Here is an 18,872-nt window from a genome sequence, read left to right as displayed (position 1 = left end):
AGAACGGGGCGCAAATAATGCGCCCCGCTGATGTTTTGCAACCGCTTGGTATCAGGCAAATATCGTCATCATATAAGCGGCAAACAGCGCCAGGTGCGCGGTGCCGTTCAACACGTTGGTTCTGCCGGTAGAGAACGAGATATGGCACAATATCAACACCGTCAGCATTACGACCATATGCGGTGGCTGCAGGCCGAAGATTAGCGTCTGGCCAGTCAGGGTGGCAATAATCGTTACCGCTGGCACCGTCAGTGAAATGGTCGCCAGCACCGAGCCGAAGAACAGGTTCATGGCGCGCTGCACCTGATTGTTCAACACCGCGCGCAAAGCGCCCAACCCTTCCGGGGACAGGATCAGCAATGCAACCAGGAAACCGGTGAACTGGGTTGGTGCGTTCAGCTTGGTGAGCAAGCCCTCAAGCGGGTTGGCGTTGAATTTGGTTACGGCAATTACCGCGACCAGATGCACGATCAACCAGGCGGCATGCCACAGGCTGCTGTGGGACGAGGGTTTACCGTGGTGCGGGTCGCCATCGTCATCTTCATGTTCATAAACAAACAGGCTCTGGTGGGTTTTGGTTTGGATCAGCAGGAACACGCCGTACATTGCCGCTGAGATGGCCGCAACCAGCAGTGACTGGCCCACGCTGAAGTTGCCCCCAGGCAAGGCGCTTGGCAACACCAGTACGATGACCGCCAGTGGGAGGATCGCCATCAGGTACTGTTTGATACCGCCCAGGTTAACGTACTGGGTAGCAAACTTGCGCCCGCCAAGCAGCAGGGCAACCCCAACCAGTCCGGCAGTCACAATCATGATGATTGAATACAGTGTGTCACGCATCAGGGCCGGGGCCGCGTCGCCGGTTGCCATCAGTGCCGAAATCAGGCTCACTTCCAGGATTACGACTGAAAGGCTGAGGATCAGCGAGCCGTAGGGTTCACCCAAGCGGTGGGCCAGTACGTCGGCATGGCGTACCACGCTGAAAGCACTGCTGAGGATACCGACCAGGGCAATAATGTTGATGGCTACGATCAGTGGGAAACTACTGGTACCGCTCCACAAGTTGAGCACAACCAGCGCGGCGATAGGGAAAATCAGGGAATACTCTGTGTGGCGAGATTTGGATCGGCCAGGATCGTTGTGCGACTTCATTACGGTACATCTCCTTCTCAAACTGCGTGGCCCGTCATCGCTGTTCACCTGCAGTTAGGGTCAGCGTATCCAGAAAGTTGTTAATAATAATAGGATACACTCTGCGCATGACGCCGAGTAATAATGTGATGTTGTGTTTAGTTTTTAGAAAGCAAAACTTTGCTTTATGCGATAAGAGTAACAAAAAAACCGCATTTGATGCGGTTTTTTTTACTTACTTTTACGTTAAACACCAGCCATTACTTGTTAAATGCCTATAAATGGGGCTTAACCGGTATTTTCAACGGAAAATAAGGCAGATAATGGCGATCAGGAGTCAATGTTATCCATGATATCGTGCCTTTTCTGGTGGTAACCCTCCTCATTTAACCCTTCACGCCAGTAAGGCACCGCATAAAGCTGATTACGCTCACATTGGCGCTCCCGACGCAGGTAACGACGCAGTTCGACCACCAGGCGATCCTCACCTGCCAGCCAGAACTGGGTGCCGCTTTGTGGCAGCGGCAAGGCGCAGAATTGCGTGATGAGATCGGCCGTTTTCTCCGTGCCACCAATGATCCAGCTTAGCTCAACACCGGCAGGTTTTTGCAGATCAATAACGTCCGCAGGGGTATCGACACGGATAAAAGCGTGGCCTTCGCTACGTGCAGGCAGGTTTTCCAGCAGTGCGGCGATGGCCGGTAACGATGAAGGATCGCCTGCCAGGCAGTAAAAGTCGGCTTCTGGCAACATTGGCTTGGGGCCGCCAGGGTTGCTGATACCAATTTTATCCCCCGGCTTGGCCTGACGTGCAAAGTTCACCGCTGGCCCGCTGTGGTCGTGCAGGGCAAATTCGATATCAATCTCACCCTGTTGCGGGCGAACGGCTCGAATAGAGTAGGTGCGAATGAGTGGACGCACGGCATCGGCGGCCCACACCGGGCCCTTCTCGGTGAGCGTGGGCAGGTCTGGCTGCGTTTGGCCTGCGAGCGGTAAGAACACCTTGATATGTGCGGCGGCGGCTTCAGCAGGGTAAAAACGCAGGTCTGGCGCGCTGAAGGTGATACGGCGCAGGTGCGGCGTGATGTCGCGGAAACGGGCAACTTCGATCAAATAGGGGGCGCGGCTGCGTGGGGTTTCGGTTGTCACAGGACTCTCCTTTATCATTCTGCGGCTAGTATATCACGCCATTTGATAATGAGAATTGTTTGCTGATTGGTATGGCGCATCAGGCCAAGCGGCGTGATCCGCCCGGATTGTATTTTTTTGCGGTTAAAACGCTAAGCTCTGTTAACAAAACGCAGGGGAAGAGTAAAGTTTTACGTCTATAATTATTATTGCTTCTGGGTACAAATACTTTTTCACATTAAATATGCCTGGAAACTTGATTGAAAGGTCAGAAAAGAATATGGTCATTTATACCCGTCGTCTTTCAAGTTGCAGCGTTGTTATCTGCACTTACCCACCCCAGTCACTTACCCAAAAGTAAGCTCCTGGGGATGAGTAAGCTTGTTGCCTAGCTGCAACTTGAAATCCATAGGGTATATATTTTTTGCTGGGCGGTGGAAATAAACCCGCCCCGAATCCCAAAAAAGAAATTGCATACACAGTGGCGAAGGGGTTAGGGCAATCCTATTCCCAGGAGGTTGTATTAGGTGTTAACTCGAGATTTTCTGCAAAAAGCAGACTGCAAAACGGCATTCGGCACGATCGAAGAGTCGCTGTTGCTGACACCGGAACAGCGCTCGGCCTCACTGACATGTACGCTCTCCAGACGGCCGGATAATAGCCCGGTATGGGTTTTCGGCTATGGTTCACTGATGTGGAACCCGGTATTTGAATCCGAAGAGGTGCGCCCGGCGACGCTGCAAGGCTGGCATCGGGCATTTTGCCTGCGTTTGACCGCCGGGCGTGGCACGTTGCATCAGCCAGGGCGCATGCTTGCTCTGCAGGAAGGGGGGCAAACCACCGGTCTGGCTTTCCGCCTGCCGGAAGATAAGTTGCGTGAAGAGCTGGAACTACTGTGGAAGCGTGAGATGATCACCGGTTGTTATCTGCCAACCTGGTGTGAGCTGACGCTGGACGACGGCAGCGTCGTTACCGCCTTGGTGTTTGTGATGAACCCGCAGCATCCGCTATTTGAAGCGGATACCAGCCATCAGGTGATCGCTCCGCTGATCGCCAGCGCCAGCGGCCCGTTGGGCACCAATGCGCAGTATCTGTTTGCCTTGGACAACGAGCTGAAAAATCACGGCATGAAGGATGACTGCATCGGCGATCTGGTCGGCTATGTCCGTCAGTGGCTGCAACAAAACACCTCAGGGCCAATAGGTGGCGAAGCCACGGCCTAACCCTCAGACACCGTCGGGGCGTCGTATTGCGCGCCCCAAAGACTTCAACAACCCTCGCGTTGATATACCTTATCCCTCTAGGTAATAACTTTTTGCTGCATAAGTTATTTAACCATAATAACAAGGTGGTTATTTATCTTGTTAATTTTAAAGCTATTTATAATTTTAAGAAAAACATAAGTGAATTTTTAATGATAAAAAATGCACTTAGCATGAAAAGCTATAAGTAAAGATTATTCCTTATTTGTTCTGTCCGCGCAGACTCCGTATCAATATTGTTAACGGTTTTGGGGAGAGAAGGAGACGGAATGAATTTTCAGCAATTAAAAATCATTCGTGAGTCAGCGCGTTGCAACTACAACCTGACTGACGTCGCGAATGCGTTATTTACCTCACAGTCTGGGGTTAGCCGTCATATTCGTGAGCTGGAAGAAGAGCTGGGGATAGAGATATTTATCCGCCGTGGCAAACGGTTATTAGGCATGACCGAACCAGGCAAAGAGCTGTTGGTGGTTGCGGAGCGTATCCTCAATGATGCCAATAATATCCGCCGTCTGGCCGATGTGTTCAGCAGTAAAGATGCGGGGCAACTCCATATTGCCACTACACATACCCAGGCCCGCTACAGCCTACCGGGGGTGATTAAGGAGTTTCGGGCGCTGTATCCGCAGGTGCGCGTGGTGCTTAATCAGGGGAGCCCGGAGGAGATTGCCGCCATGCTGGCCTGCGGCGAAGCGGATATCGGTATCGCCAGTGAACGCCTGATGAGCGAAGAGTCGTTGGCTGCTTTTCCCTATTACCGCTGGAACCATGCGATCCTGGTTCCGGAAGGCCACGAGTTGACACGCCAGCCGCTGGTCACGTTGGAAATGCTCAGTACGTTACCGTTGATTACCTACCGCCAGGGGATCACCGGGCGCTCACGGCTGGATGCGGCATTTAAAGCTGCGGGGCTGACGCCGGATATCGCGCTAAGCGCCCAGGATTCTGACGTTATCAAAACCTATGTTGAGTTGGGGCTGGGTGTGGGCATTCTGGCAGATATGTCGTTTGAAAAAGAGCGCGATCGTGGGTTGGTGAGCCTCAATGCCGAACATTTGTTTGAGCCTAATACCGTCTGGTTGGGCCTGAAACGCGGTCAGTTACAACGTAACTATACCTGGCAGTTTATCCAGCTATGTAATCCCACCTTATCGCTCACGGAAATTAAAGAGAAAGTGTTCTCCGATCAGTTGGAACAGGTTATCGACTATCAGATCTGAGGCGGTAATGCGCTGGAATGGTGCAAGCGCGCCATATCACTGTGCAATAGTGAGGGGTGGATTACAGATTACACGGCAATAACCTTCTAAAATCTGTAGCTTGGCAAACTGGCATGCCAGCTGCTTACTTTAAAACGCGGAAACGTTGAATATCCGCGATGAATTTCAACAGGCGTCCGTGCAGCACGTTTGCCCCAATGGTGGAATGTGCTGTTCGGACGTCTTTTTTATCGCGGGTAATACCCCCTGGTTGAAATCCTCGATTACAGCTTTTTCCGATGGCTTCTTTTTGCCGATCGCTTACCCTATGGCCTCAGGTTGCATTATGCTGTGCGACAGTTTTTTTCTACCGGCCGGAACGGTAGCGTCAACGAGGTGGGTTTGCCATGCGGCAAGGAAGGCGAAGGGCAAACGTGGTTATGACCAAGGTTATTCAGCAAAAGGTGTCACAGTTGTTATCCAGCACGCGCTTACTCGGGTTATTTGCTCTACCGGTGATAATGTTTAACGCCCAGGCGGAAGCTCCCCCGGCAGTGGCTGGCGTGCCTGACGCTCAGGCAGAGGCACCCGTTGCAGCGAAAAGCCTTGCTGAAGCCACGGTGGAAGTTCCCTCGGTTGGGACGAGCGTGATTGACGATCTGGCTAAAGCGCCACCGACAGCAACAGTAGAAACCCAGATGGTAGTACCACCGGCGGCGGTAGCAGAAGCTCAGGCAGTAGCACCTGCAGCAGAAGCCCAGACGGTAGCGCCACCACCCGCAGAGGCCCAGACCATTGCTCCACCGGCGGTGGCAAATGCGGCAGACATCCCTGCGCAAGTGCCTGCGGCCGTAACTCCGGTAGAAAAGCCAGCGGCAGTGGTCAGTGAGGTCAAGACGCAGGCATCTCCGGCGCAAGATCTACCGGAGCTGGGCAGCGCTGGCGTCAACGATGCCGAAAAAGAAAAAGAGTGGGCAACGCGGGCGAAAAAGCTGGCTGAGCAGAATCTTAACCAGATATCCAGCGAGCGGGCACGTGCCGATGCAAAAGACTACCTGACCAACCAAGCCACCTCGACCCTACAGCAAGAGAGCGAAGAGCTGCTTTCACCACTTGGCACCGCTAAACTGTCGCTCGCGGTCACACCTGAAGGGGATTTTACCGGCAGCAGCGGTCAGTTGTTCAGCCCGCTCTATGACGTTGAAGGTTTGTTGACCTACAGCCAGGTGGGTTATCTGCAAAAGGCCAACGGTTCACAGGGTAATTTTGGCCTGGGGCAGCGCTGGATGGTGGGGGATTGGCTGCTGGGCTACAACTCAGTGCTCGACACTGATTTCCAGAATCAGCGCAACCGTGGCAGCATCGGTGCCGAAGCCTGGGGGGACTATCTACGCTTGTCGGCCAACTATTACCACCCGCTGTCGTCATATTCTCCACAGGCAAATAGTGCCGTCTTTCTCGGCCGTCCGGCGCGTGGCTACGACATTACCACGCAAGGTTATCTGCCGTTTTACCACCAGCTTGGGGCCTCACTCAGCTTTGAACAGTATCGTGGCGACAGCGTCGATCTGCTAGGCAATGGCAACAAACAAACCGATCCTAGCGCTATGCAGGTGGGGCTCAACTATACGCCGGTCCCGTTGGTCACGGTCAAAGCCTTGCACAAACTGGATAATGTGGGCGACACCCAGGACAAGGTCGAGCTGGCCATGACCTACCGCCTTGGCGTACCGCTGATCAAACAGATTTCTCCGTATTACGTGGAACAGGCAAAATCATTGCGCGGTAGCCGCTATGACAGCATTGAACGTAATAATGTGCCGGTGCTGGAGTTCCGCGAAAGCAAAACGTTGCAGGTGTTTCTGGCGACGCCGTCATGGAGCCTGAATCCAGGGGAAACCCTGCCGCTGGTGCTGGAAATCAAAGCGGCCAATAAGATCACCGCGGTCAACTGGCAAGGGGATACTCAGGCTGTCAGCTTGACGCCGCCGGCGAATATCAACGATCCGCAGGGATGGACCTTGACGGTGCCCGCGTGGGATGAGACGCCAGGGGCCAGCAATCACTACCAACTGTCCGTCACCCTTGAGGATGAAAAGCAGCAGAAAGCCACCTCGAACTGGATCACGCTACAGGTTACCGCTCCCCTGAGCTTGTCTATTGAAGGGGAGCCTGGGTTACCGCCGCCGCAAACCCTGCAGCCACCGGCAATCCCTGCGGTTACCGGGCCGTTGCACCCACAGGGTAACTAATCTTTCTTATTGCCCAACACCCAAACGGCGGCTTCTACGCGGGATTTCAGTTTCATCTTCTTCAGCAGGTGTTTCACGTGCACCTTGACGGTACTCTCGGTGATGGTCAGTTTACGGGCGATCAGCTTGTTTGGCAGGCCCTGCGCGATCAGCTTGAGGATATCCCGCTCGCGCGGGGTTAACTGCTGGATGTCGCGTTCTACCGCCGGGCGGTTTTCCCGCAGGCTGGCCGCCAGCACTGGCGTCAATGCTTCGCTCAGTACCATTTGCCCTGCCGCCGCCTGATGCAGCGCCTTGAGCAGTTCCTCTGGTTCCATATCTTTCAAGAGATAGCCATCGGCACCGCGTTTTAGTGCGCTAACCACATCGTCTTCATGGTTGGAGACGCTGAACACCACCACTCGGCCGGAAAGGGCGATTTGGCGCAGGCGATCCAGCGTTGCCAGGCCGTTCATTCCGGGCATGTTCAGATCCAACAGGATCAGGTCGGGATCGTGCAGCTCAGCCAGCTCCACCCCTTGTTCGCCATTGCTGGCTTCGGCGATGACTTGTAGCCGCGGATCCATGCTAATCAACTGCTTGACGCCGTTACGCAACATGGGGTGATCGTCAATCAGCAGTATGGTGGCAGCTTCTTCGGTCGTCATAATATTTCCTTATTCGATAGCAGAGTTATCCGGACGGAACGTCACCCGTACTTCGGTGCCGCCGCCGCTGCATGGCAAGATTTCGCACTGGCCGTGCAGGCTTTTGGCGCGATCGCGCATGATGATCAGGCCGTAGTGATCGGGCCGTTCGCTGATATCTGGCAGGCCGCGGCCATTGTCGCTGACGCTTAGGGTGACTTCCCCCTTAAGGTTTATCACCCGAATCGTGACCTGGCTGGCCTGCGCGTGTTGGTGAATATTACTCAATGCCTCACGCGCGATCTGCAGCAGGTGGATCGCCTGATAGGCCGGTACGCTACGTGGGCCTAACTGATAATCGAGTTCGATGGTGATCCCCAGCCGCTGATTGAATTCTTGCACCGTAGACTGTAGTGCCGCCAGCAGGCCAGGTTCGGTCAATCGCAGGCGGAAGGTGGTTAACAGCTCGCGTAACTGGCGATAGGCGGCACTGATCTCTTCACGCATCTGTTGCACCAGCGCCAGGCTGGCCGGAGGGAGTTCGCCCCCCTGCATTTGCAGGCAACTGGTCTGCATTTTCAGGCAGGTGAGGGATTGAGCGATGGAGTCGTGTAACTCGCGGGCAATCGCGGCCCGCTCCTCCATCAACATCAACTGCTGCTGGTGGTCAACCTGGCGTTCTATCGCCAATACGCTGGTCAACTGCTCCATCAGGGTATTCATCAACTGACATTGCTCATCGCTTAGCCGTTGTTCTGGATCATGTTGAGCGACGACGATGCCATAATTGCCCAGTTGGTCACTCAGGCTCCAGCTAAGAGAAGGATGGCCCTGACTATGCGGCTGATGTTCGCTTAAGCAGGCGCTACAGACCGGATTATGGCAATACTCCGGCCTCAACGGCTGGTTACCGCTTAATTGCAGAAACTGTTCCTGGCTGTTGTTTTCATACAGCCGTACCTGGATGCTGTGTAGCGGCGTCAGCGTTTGCAACTGGTTGAGGATCGGCGTCAGGCGGCTACAGATCGGCTCGCTGGTGTGTAACTGGCGGCTGGTGCGATACAGAAAGCCCAGCACCTGATTTTTCTGTTGCAGGTCGGCGGTCTTTTCTGCGACACGTTGCTCCAGCCTGGCATAGATGGTGGCAAGCTCGTCGGACATGGTGTTAAGCGCAGCGCCGAGGGAAGACATCTCGTCCTGATGCCCACGTTGGGCAAAGCGGTGGCTGAAATCACCGCGGCCAACCGCCAGTGCCAATGCCACCAATTGACGCCAAGGGTGCAGCAAACGGCGGCGTAGATAACAGATGGTGCCGACCAGCAGCAACAGCGTCAGGGCGATAAATCCCCCCTGAACCAGCGTCACCATCAACAAGCGCCGTTCGGTTTGATGATCGATATCGGAAACCAGCTTGTCCAACAGGCTGACAAAATGGGCCACTTGGGGGGCCGCATCGGCGGGGCGTTGTGCTTGGCGCAGCCGTGGTTGCAGCTGGTTTAGCCAATAGTCACGCAGCGTCAGCAACTGTGGGGTTAACCCTTCGCGCTCCAGCGCCTGCTGCAAGTCGCGGCTGGTTTCATCCTGATCCAGTCCCTGCATCAGGAGGTCACTGTGGGCATCCAGAGGGACCTGGGAGAGCAGACGGTAGCTCTGCATCCGAAGGGAGCCTGCTTTGTTGATGGCATGAGCATTGCCCTGAATGCTTTGTGACATCCAGGCGGAAATACTCATTCCGGCGATACCCAGCACTCCCAGCAGTAGCATTAACAGGGCAACCTGGTTAACGATGGAAAGCGGAGCCAGCAAGCGTTTCATCGAATACGCATCTCCCATAGAGCAGCAGAAACCAGAGAGGAGATACCTGCAACTCCGGCCGCCAAATTACGTCAATAGCAGCCATTTTTCCTCATCCCCCGGCGTAACCCCATACCCCTAACGAAGTACCCCTTAGTTTCCTGCAGCCTGAGCCATTGCCAAACCTTTCTCACTACTGTGGTATAACCTGCTGAATACCAATAGATTAGCTAGCCTTGATTGGCTACTCACTAAGGGATGCATGAGGTTTTTCCGCCATGAGCTACCTGCTTGCTCATTGATTTGCGTCAACTTTACCGCTTGAGGGGATCAACTAGGGTGTGCGCAGTTATCACCGTGTTTCTGAGGTTATTATGTCGCAATCTGCAACGCCTTTAGCAAAAAAAACGGGTGCGGTTATTCAGGACTGGCAACCTGAGAACAGCGAATTCTGGCAGCAGAGTGGGCACCGCATTGCCCGCCGCAACCTGTGGATCTCCATACCCTGCCTGTTGCTCGCCTTCTGCGTATGGATGCTGTTCAGCGCCGTGGCGGTTAATCTGAACAAGGTGGGTTTTAACTTCACCACCGATCAGCTGTTTCTGTTGACCGCATTGCCTTCGGTTTCCGGCGCGATCCTGCGCGTGCCGTATTCCTTCGTGATCCCGATGTTTGGTGGCCGCCGTTGGACAGCCATCAGCACCTGTTTCCTGCTGGTGCCTTGCCTGTGGCTGGGTTATGCGGTGCAGGATCCGACCACTTCATTCAACGTATTTATCATTATTGCGCTGTTGTGTGGGTTTGCTGGGGCCAACTTTGCCTCCAGCATGGCGAACATCAGCTTCTTCTTCCCGAAGGCTAAGCAGGGTGGCGCGTTGGGGCTGAATGGCGGTCTGGGAAATCTGGGTGTCAGCGTGATGCAACTGGTGGCTCCGTTAGCCATCTCGCTCGCCATGTTTGGCTTCCTGGGCGGCACTGGGCAGACACAGCCAGACGGCAGCCAGCTGTGGTTGGAAAACGCCGCCTGGATTTGGGTGCCTTTCCTGCTGGTGGCAACGCTGGCAGCCTGGTTCGGTATGAACGATTTGGCCGCCTCAAAGGCTTCTTTGCGCCAACAGTTGCCGGTACTCAAACGGGGGCATCTGTGGGTTTTGAGCCTGCTGTATCTGGCAACTTTTGGTTCCTTCATTGGTTTCTCTGCCGGTTTTGCCATGCTGGCGAAAACCCAGTTTCCGGACGTGGTGATCCTGCATTATGCCTTCTTCGGGCCGTTCCTTGGGGCGCTGGCTCGTCCCGTGGGTGGGGCGCTTTCCGATCGCTTTGGCGGTATTCGTGTGACGCTGCTGAACTTTATCGTCATGGCTATTTTCGCTGCCTTGCTGTTCATGACCTTGCCGGGTAGCGATCATCAGGGTTCATTTATGGCCTTCTATGGCGTGTTTATGGTGCTGTTCCTCACCGCCGGGTTGGGCAGCGGCTCGACCTTCCAGATGATCGCCGTGATATTCCGTAAAATCACCGTGGACAGAGTGAAAGCCGAAGGAGGAAGCGATGAGTTGGCACAGCGCGAGGCAGTAACCGATTCGGCTGCGGCTTTGGGCTTTATCTCGGCGATTGGTGCGGCAGGGGGGTTCTTTATTCCCAAGGCGTTTGGTACTTCGCTGGCGTTGACTGGCTCACCGGCTGGGGCGATGAAGATCTTCCTGGTGTTTTATATTCTGTGTGTCGTGGTGACCTGGGGCGTTTACGGCCGTAAAAAGGTTTCACGCTAGTTTGGTTAAGCGGAGGCAGGCTGCGCACCCCTTCGGTCGAACATGTGCGACGCTTACCCATTCAGCAACATTGCCTGTCAGTAATCTGACACTCCCCGCTTGCCGGGGAGTGTTTTGCTTCTCAATTCCTACAGGTTGTTTCACTGATAGCCAATCGGTGAATTCATCGCTATCTTGCCAGAACCAGACTGTGCAATATTACCGACAATTGGCATTTCTTGGGTATATATTAATATAGCCTTTATTTTGTTGAGTAATGATAAGATGATTCCATTTTTATCTATTGTGAAATCTTAATATCCACTGTGTCATCAGAAAAGAAAAGCCCTAATCCTTGGTGCGGGTGTTTATGTCTGAATTATCCATTGTCTAGGAGATGGATGGGTTTTTCTCAATGGGTTGCATGATTTCACTAAGTTATGAAAAATAGGTGAAATATAAATTAAGTCTATTTCACTGAGTTTATATTTAAATTCTTGAACATTTTTTCATATTTCTATACAAATGAGAACGCTATGGACTCATAAGGGAAATGAAAAGTGGATGCTGAACAGGAAATAAAAATCATAAATTTTGATGTTTTGCTCCCTTCCAGGCAGCGTTCACGCCTACGTTGGAAAGAGCTTCAGATCCTTTCCCTGCTGGTTAACCGGTCGCCTGAGTTGGTGAGCCGCTCTGAAATCATTGAGACTATCTGGAAAGGTACCTATTGCTCAGACTCGACAATAAATCAGACGATTAAGTCCATTCGCCAGAAAATTGGCGACACGGAACATGCTCTCATCAGGACCATTCCTCGTCTTGGTTATAAGGTGGAAGATAAAACGATTTTTAACTTTATATCAACCGGGGAATCTGCCGTCGCTACGGAGATTATTCCTGGGAATGATGATGCTGAAACTTTCAATAGTGATCTATCTGAGGGTAAATTAAATCATATGGCCGATGAAATTATTGAAAATGCAACGGTGTCGGAAGGTTATTCCCTCATGAATCCGATATTAAGCGAAACGGCTTTGGTTGATTCCAGACGAAACACGCTAACGCCGTGGGCCAGAATATTGAAGTATCTGGCGGCGTTTATTGCACTGTTGACGGTTTCACTTTTATCCTATGCATTAGGCAGCCGAACCAGGCCAGCAATACAGCATGAGCAGCCAAACAGCCCTCGTATGGTCCTCTCTTTTTCATTAGACACCTCCCCTGGTGTTAATCCCCAGGCGCTGAACTGCGTGTATCTGGCGGGGAATGAAAAGGAAATGCGGGTTGAATGCCGCACTCGTTAGCAGGGATCCCCCTTCAAGCTGTTTAAGATAGAAGTATTAAACTGCTCAAGATTATCCCGATTAAGCTCGCTCACACATTCGTTTTACCACCACTACCCCCAAATTTCCGTTTTAGGAGGTTCGCCAGGCGCTTATCCCTGTAAATCTATTATTCTTGTTTTATTACAGTTAGATAGCGTTATTTTTAACGATCATCCTTTAGTGGTATTTCCACCTTTCCTCACGTTTTCCCTCACTGATTCCCTTGATCGCAATCAAGTTACGCCCGGCAGAGCATCAGTAGCCTTGGCCGCAGATTGAGCAATGTCACTTGGCAATTTCTTACAACAACATACCCGTCGTCTTTCAAACTGCAGCTTGAAATTCGAGTGTAACGAGCCTTCAGGAGAACTCCGGATGAGCAAATTTCTAGATCGGTTCCGCTACTTCAAGCAGTTGGCCGAACCTTTCTCTGGCGGCCATGGCCAAACGCTAAACACCAACCGCGATTGGGAAGACGGTTACCGCAGCCGCTGGCAGCACGACAAAGTGGTGCGCTCCACCCATGGTGTTAACTGCACCGGCTCCTGTAGCTGGAAAATTTATGTGAAAAACGGCCTGGTCACCTGGGAAACCCAGCAGACCGATTACCCACGCACCCGTCCAGATTTGCCCAACCATGAGCCCCGTGGCTGCCCACGCGGTGCCAGCTATTCCTGGTATCTCTACAGTGCCAACCGCCTGAAATATCCGCTGATGCGCAAACGCCTAATCAAACTATGGCGCGAGGCTAAAGCCTTGCATAGCGATCCGGTTGATGCCTGGGGTTCGATCGTTTCCGACCCGGAAAAAGCCAAAAGCTACAAAGTGGCTCGTGGCCGCGGTGGTTTTGTCCGCTCCAGCTGGCAGGAGGTCAATGAACTGATCGCTGCCTCCAACGTCTATACCGCCAAGACCTTTGGCCCGGATCGTATTATCGGCTTCTCGCCGATCCCGGCGATGTCGATGGTGTCTTACGCGGCGGGGGCTCGTTACCTATCGCTGATTGGTGGCACCTGCTTGAGCTTCTACGACTGGTACTGCGATTTGCCACCGGCCTCGCCGATGACCTGGGGCGAGCAGACCGACGTGCCGGAATCCGCCGACTGGTACAACTCCTCGTATATCATTGCCTGGGGCTCCAACGTGCCGCAAACGCGCACCCCGGATGCCCACTTCTTCACCGAGGTTCGCTACAAGGGCACCAAAACCGTCGCAGTGACGCCAGACTACGCGGAAGTGGCCAAGCTATGCGACCAGTGGCTGAACCCGAAACAGGGTACCGATAGCGCCATGGCGCTGGCGATGGGCCACGTGATGCTCAAAGAGTTCCATCTGGATCGTGAAGTTGGTTATTTCCGCGACTATGTACGCCGCTACACCGATATGCCGATGCTGGTGTTGCTGGAGCCGCGTACCGAAGGTTATTACGCCGCTGGCCGCCTGCTGCGCGCCGCCGACCTGGTGGATGGCCTTGGCCAGGAAAACAACCCCGAGTGGAAAACCGTCGCGCTGGATCAGACCAGCGGTGAACTGGTAGCGCCGCAGGGCTCTATCGGTTTCCGTTGGGGTGAGAAGGGCAAATGGAACCTGGAACAGCGTGAAGGTAAAGCCCAGCAGGATGTGGAGCTGCAACTCAGCCTGCTAGGCAGCCATGATGAGGTGGTTGACGTTGGTTTCCCATACTTTGGCGGTGCCGAGAGTGAGCATTTCAACAGCGTGGCGTTGGACGACATCCTGCTGCACAAACTGCCGGTAAAACGCTTGAAACTGGCGGACGGCAGCCAGGCATTGGTGACCAGCGTCTACGATCTGACGCTGGCTAACTACGGCCTGGATCGTGGCCTGAATGATGCCAACTGCGCCAACGGTTATGATGAAGTCAAAGCCTATACACCAGCCTGGGCAGAACAGATCACCGGCGTCTCACGCCATAACATCATCCGCATTGCGCGGGAGTTTGCCGAAAACGCCGAGAAAACCCACGGCCGCTCGATGATTATCGTTGGTGCCGGTGTCAACCACTGGTATCACATGGACATGACCTATCGCGGGCTGATCAACATGTTGATCTTCTGCGGTTGCGTTGGCCAAAGCGGCGGCGGCTGGGCGCACTATGTCGGTCAGGAAAAGCTGCGCCCACAAACCGGTTGGATGCCGCTGGCCTTTGGCCTGGATTGGCAACGGCCGGCTCGCCATATGAACAGCACCTCGTTCTTCTACAACCACTCCAGCCAATGGCGTTACGAAACGGTCGGCACCGAAGAGCTGTTGTCACCGATGGCGGACAAGAGTCAGTTTGCTGGCAGCCTGATCGATCTTAACGTGCGTGCTGAACGCATGGGTTGGTTGCCATCGGCACCGCAACTGGACACTAACCCGCTGCATCTGGCCGCTCAGGCCAAAGCGGCCGGTCAGGCACCGCTGGATTTCACCGTGGAGAGCCTCAAACAGGGCAGCGTTCGCTTTGCTGCCGAACAGCCGGATAACCCGCAGAACTTCCCGCGTAACCTGTTCGTCTGGCGCTCCAACCTGCTGGGCTCCTCCGGCAAGGGGCATGAATACATGCTCAAATACCTGCTGGGGACCGAGAATGGCATCCAGGGCCAGGATTTGGGCCAGCAGGGCGGCGTAAAACCACAGGAAGTCGAGTGGTTGGATAACGGCGGCGAAGGCAAGTTGGATCTGGTCGTGACGCTTGATTTCCGCATGTCCAGCACCTGCCTGTATTCCGACATCGTGCTGCCTACCGCCACCTGGTACGAGAAAGACGATATGAATACCTCGGACATGCATCCGTTTATTCATCCGTTGTCTGCGGCTGTCGATCCTGCCTGGGATTCCAAGAGCGACTGGGAGATCTACAAGGGTATCGCCAAAGCGTTCTCCGAGGTGTGCGTTGGCCATCTGGGCCAGGAAACCGACATTGTTACGCTGCCGATCCAGCATGACTCCGCCGCCGAACTGGCGCAGCCCTACGGCGTGAAAGACTGGAAGAAAGGCGAGTGCGAGCTGATCCCGGGTAAAACCGCGCCACACATCATGGTGGTCGAACGCGATTATCCCGCGACCTACGAGCGCTTTACCTCGCTCGGTCCGCTGCTGGACAAGCTTGGCAACGGGGGGAAGGGCATCAGTTGGAACACCCAGACCGAAGTCGACTTCCTGAAAAAGCTCAACTACGTGAAGACCGAAGGCCCGGCAGTTGGGCGGCCTAAGATCGAAAGTGCTATCGATGCGGCGGAAGTGATCCTCTCGCTGGCACCGGAAACCAATGGGCAGGTGGCGGTGAAAGCCTGGCAGGCGCTGAGCAACATCACCGGGCGCGATCACACCCATCTGGCGCTGAACAAGGAAGACGAAAAGATCCGTTTCCGCGATATTCAGGCCCAGCCGCGCAAGATCATCTCCAGCCCTACCTGGTCTGGTCTGGAGGACGAACACGTCTCTTACAACGCCTGCTACACCAACGTGCATGAGCTGATCCCATGGCGCACCCTGAGTGGCCGCCAGCAGCTTTATCAGGATCACGAGTGGATGCGTGCCTTCGGGGAAAGCCTGCTGGTCTATCGCCCGCCGATCGACACCCGTGCCGCGCAGCCGTTGCTGAATAAAAAGCCAAACGGTAACAAAGAGAAGGCGCTGAACTTCCTGACGCCGCACCAGAAGTGGGGCATTCACTCCACCTACAGCGACAACCTGCTGATGCTGACCCTGTCACGCGGCGGGCCAATCGTCTGGCTGAGTGAGGACGATGCCAAAGATCTGGGCATTGAAGATAACGACTGGATCGAGGCCTTCAACGCCAACGGAGCGCTCACCGCCCGTGCGGTGGTCAGCCAGCGTATTCCGTCGGGGATGACCATGATGTATCACGCGCAGGAACGTATCGTGAACATTCCAGGCTCGGAAATCACCAGCCAGCGCGGCGGGATCCACAACTCGGTGACCCGCGTGTGCCCGAAACCGACCCATATGATCGGCGGCTATGCGCAGCTAGCCTACGGTTTTAACTACTACGGCACCGTCGGCTCGAATCGCGATGAGTTTGTGGTGGTGCGCAAAATGGACCATATCGACTGGTTAGACGGCGAAGGTAACGACTACGCGCAGGGCAGCCAGCAGGAGAAAGCCAAATGAAAATTCGTTCGCAAGTTGGCATGGTACTCAACCTGGACAAGTGCATCGGTTGCCATACCTGTTCGGTGACCTGTAAGAACGTCTGGACCAGCCGCGAAGGCATGGAATATGCCTGGTTCAACAACGTGGAAAGCAAGCCGGGCATCGGCTATCCCAACGCCTGGGAAGATCAGGACAAATGGAAGGGCGGCTGGATACGCAAAATCAACGGCAAGCTGGAGCCGCGCATGGGTAACCGCGTTGGCCTGCTGTCGAAGATCTTTGCCAACCCGGATGTTCCCGCGCTGGACGATTATTACGAGCCGTTCGATTACGACTACCAGAACCTGCATACCGCCCCGCAGGGCAAGCATCAGCCGATCGCCCGTCCGCGCTCGCTGATCACTGGCCAGCGGATGAACAAGATCGAAAGCGGCCCAAACTGGGAAGAGATCCTCGGCGGTGAGTTCGACAAACGTGCCAAAGACAAAAACTTCGACAACATGCAGAAGGCGATGTACGGCCAGTTCGAAAACACCTTCATGATGTATCTGCCACGCCTGTGCGAGCACTGCCTGAACCCGGCCTGTGTGGCGACTTGTCCGAGCGGTGCGATCTATAAACGCGGCGAAGACGGCATTGTGCTGATCGATCAGGATAAATGCCGTGGCTGGCGGATGTGCCTGACCGGCTGCCCGTACAAGAAAATCTACTTCAACTGGAAGAGCGGCAAATCCGAGAAGTGCATCTTCTGCTACCCAAGGATTGAGGCTGGCCAGCCGACCGTTTGTTCGGAAACCTGCGTGGGGCGTATCCGCTATCTCGGCGTGCTGCTGTACGATGCCGACCGCATTGAACAAGCGGCCGCGACAGAGAACGATAAAGACCTGTATCAGAGCCAAATGGATATCTTCCTCGATCCGCACGATCCGGCGGTGATTGAGCAAGCGTTGAAAGACGGTATCCCGCAAGGCGTGATTGAGGCTGCACAGCAGTCGCCGGTTTACAAGATGGCGATGGACTGGAAGCTGGCGCTGCCGCTGCACCCGGAATATCGCACTTTGCCGATGGTGTGGTATGTACCGCCGTTGTCTCCGATCCAGTCGGCTGCGGATGCCGGTGAGTTGGCCCACAGCGGCATACTGCCTGATGTCGAAAGCCTGCGCATCCCGGTGCAATATCTGGCGAATCTGTTGACCGCCGGGGATACCGCTCCGGTGCTGTTGGCGCTAAAACGGATGTTGGCGATGCGCCACTACAAGCGGGCAGAAACCGTGGACGGCGTGGTGGACACCAGTGCGCTTGAGCAGGTGGGGCTGACAGAAGCGCAGGCGCAAGAGATGTATCGCTATCTGGCGATCGCTAACTACGAAGACCGTTTCGTCGTGCCTTCCAGCCACCGTGAACTGGCGCGCGAAGCCTTCCCGGAAAGCAAAGGCTGTGGCTTCAGCTTTGGCGACGGTTGCCACGGCAGTGACAGCAAATTCAACCTGTTCAACAGCCGCCGCATCGATGCCATCGACGTGACGCAGAAAACCCCGCGCAAGGAGGATGCCTCATGATCGCTCTGCGAATTATTGCCCGCCTGCTGGATTATCCTGAGCAGGAATTGTTTGACCATCAGCAAGAGCTGGTGGAAGCCCTGGAACCGGCCTGTGAACTGGACTTGCATCACAGCGCCCAGTTGATTCTGTTTATCCGCCGCTTCTGTGCCCGTCCGTTGCTGGATGTGCAGGCGGAGTATTGCGAGCTGTTCGATCGCGGCCGTGCGACTTCACTGTTGTTGTTTGAGCATGTTCACGGTGAATCCCGCGATCGCGGCCAGGCTATGGTCGATCTGATGGCGCAATACCGCGAAGCCGGGCTGGAGATCGACAGCCGCGAACTGCCGGACTTCCTGCCGCTGTATCTGGAGTATCTGGCTAGCCGCAACAAAGAGGAAGCTCAGGGCGGATTGCAGGATATCGCCCCCATCCTGGCCCTGCTGGGTGCTCGCTTGCAACAGCGTCAAAGCCCGTATGCGGTACTGTTCGATCTGCTGCTGGTGTTGTCTGCTAGTGGCGTTGCAGCCAAAAGTTTGCAGCCACAAGTTGCCGGTGAAACACGTGACGACACGCCACAGGCACTGGATGCCGTCTGGGAAGAAGAACAGATCAAGTTTTTGGGTGAGCAAGGCTGTGCTTCGGCGCAGCAAGCTACTCACCAGCGGCGCTTTGCTGGGGCGGTAGCACCACAGTATCTGGATGTGGGCTCGATGACCACAGCAACCAAAGGACGCTAAT

At 54.7% G+C, this 18,872-nt stretch carries 12 protein-coding genes; 8 read left to right on the top strand and 4 right to left on the bottom strand.

Features of this window, described 5'->3' with window-relative positions:
• Nucleotides 1-51: 51 nt before the first annotated feature.
• Entirely contained in the window at nucleotides 52-1,152 is a 1,101-nt protein-coding gene (gene chaA / locus ACKWMY_RS16235; RefSeq protein WP_024529765.1) for a sodium-potassium/proton antiporter ChaA, read from the bottom strand.
• A 309-nt stretch (nucleotides 1,153-1,461) separates the two neighbouring features.
• On the bottom strand, nucleotides 1,462-2,280 hold the full coding sequence (locus tag ACKWMY_RS16230) for a siderophore-interacting protein (RefSeq protein ID WP_337049519.1): 819 nt from the start codon (nucleotides 2,278-2,280) through the stop codon (nucleotides 1,462-1,464).
• Between the two features lie 506 nt (nucleotides 2,281-2,786).
• Between ACKWMY_RS16230 and ACKWMY_RS16225 the strand changes: the two genes are divergently transcribed.
• From ACKWMY_RS16225 to ACKWMY_RS16215, 3 genes are all read left to right on the top strand, one after another.
• On the top strand, nucleotides 2,787-3,482 hold the full coding sequence (locus tag ACKWMY_RS16225; RefSeq protein ID WP_024529763.1) for a gamma-glutamylcyclotransferase: 696 nt from the start codon (nucleotides 2,787-2,789) through the stop codon (nucleotides 3,480-3,482).
• 308 nt (nucleotides 3,483-3,790) lie between these two features.
• Nucleotides 3,791-4,744, top strand: a complete 954-nt coding sequence (gene cbl / locus ACKWMY_RS16220; protein WP_024485629.1) for an HTH-type transcriptional regulator Cbl — start codon at nucleotides 3,791-3,793, stop codon at nucleotides 4,742-4,744.
• Nucleotides 4,745-5,163: 419 nt separating this feature from the next.
• Complete coding sequence (locus ACKWMY_RS16215) at nucleotides 5,164-6,975, top strand: YchO/YchP family invasin (protein ID WP_409486619.1); 1,812 nt, start codon at nucleotides 5,164-5,166, stop codon at nucleotides 6,973-6,975.
• On the opposite strand, the gene narL is transcribed toward ACKWMY_RS16215, so the two are convergent.
• Nucleotides 6,972-7,622, bottom strand: a complete 651-nt coding sequence (gene narL / locus ACKWMY_RS16210) for a two-component system response regulator NarL (protein ID WP_024529761.1) — start codon at nucleotides 7,620-7,622, stop codon at nucleotides 6,972-6,974. The genes ACKWMY_RS16215 and narL overlap by 4 nt on opposite strands.
• Nucleotides 7,623-7,631: 9 nt before the next feature.
• Nucleotides 7,632-9,416: a nitrate/nitrite two-component system sensor histidine kinase NarX gene (gene narX / locus ACKWMY_RS16205; RefSeq protein ID WP_074028765.1), complete on the bottom strand. Its 1,785-nt coding sequence runs from the start codon at nucleotides 9,414-9,416 to the stop codon at nucleotides 7,632-7,634.
• A 353-nt stretch (nucleotides 9,417-9,769) separates the two neighbouring features.
• Between narX and ACKWMY_RS16200 the strand changes: the two genes are divergently transcribed.
• The 5 genes from ACKWMY_RS16200 (at nucleotide 9,770) to narJ (ending at nucleotide 18,871) form a co-directional block, all read left to right on the top strand.
• On the top strand, nucleotides 9,770-11,167 hold the full coding sequence (locus ACKWMY_RS16200; RefSeq protein ID WP_024529759.1) for a NarK family nitrate/nitrite MFS transporter: 1,398 nt from the start codon (nucleotides 9,770-9,772) through the stop codon (nucleotides 11,165-11,167).
• A gap of 539 nt (nucleotides 11,168-11,706) precedes the next feature.
• On the top strand, nucleotides 11,707-12,453 hold the full coding sequence (locus ACKWMY_RS16195) for a transcriptional regulator (protein ID WP_308872759.1): 747 nt from the start codon (nucleotides 11,707-11,709) through the stop codon (nucleotides 12,451-12,453).
• Between the two features lie 396 nt (nucleotides 12,454-12,849).
• Entirely contained in the window at nucleotides 12,850-16,611 is a 3,762-nt protein-coding gene (locus ACKWMY_RS16190) for a nitrate reductase subunit alpha (RefSeq protein WP_409486618.1), read from the top strand.
• Complete coding sequence (gene narH / locus ACKWMY_RS16185; protein WP_309047159.1) at nucleotides 16,608-18,152, top strand: nitrate reductase subunit beta; 1,545 nt, start codon at nucleotides 16,608-16,610, stop codon at nucleotides 18,150-18,152. Before ACKWMY_RS16190 ends, narH begins: the two co-directional genes overlap by 4 nt.
• Nucleotides 18,149-18,871 carry a nitrate reductase molybdenum cofactor assembly chaperone gene (gene narJ / locus ACKWMY_RS16180; RefSeq protein ID WP_074028554.1) on the top strand — a complete coding sequence of 241 codons (723 nt, stop codon included), beginning with the start codon at nucleotides 18,149-18,151 and terminating at the stop codon, nucleotides 18,869-18,871. Before narH ends, narJ begins: the two co-directional genes overlap by 4 nt.
• Nucleotide 18,872: the final 1 nt, after the last annotated feature.

This window comes from Serratia sp. J2, assembly GCF_046269175.1.
GTDB lineage: Bacteria > Pseudomonadota > Gammaproteobacteria > Enterobacterales > Enterobacteriaceae > Chania > Chania fonticola_C.
The sequence above is the reverse complement of the archived record's forward strand: the minus strand, read 5'-3'. Positions and strand labels throughout refer to the sequence as shown.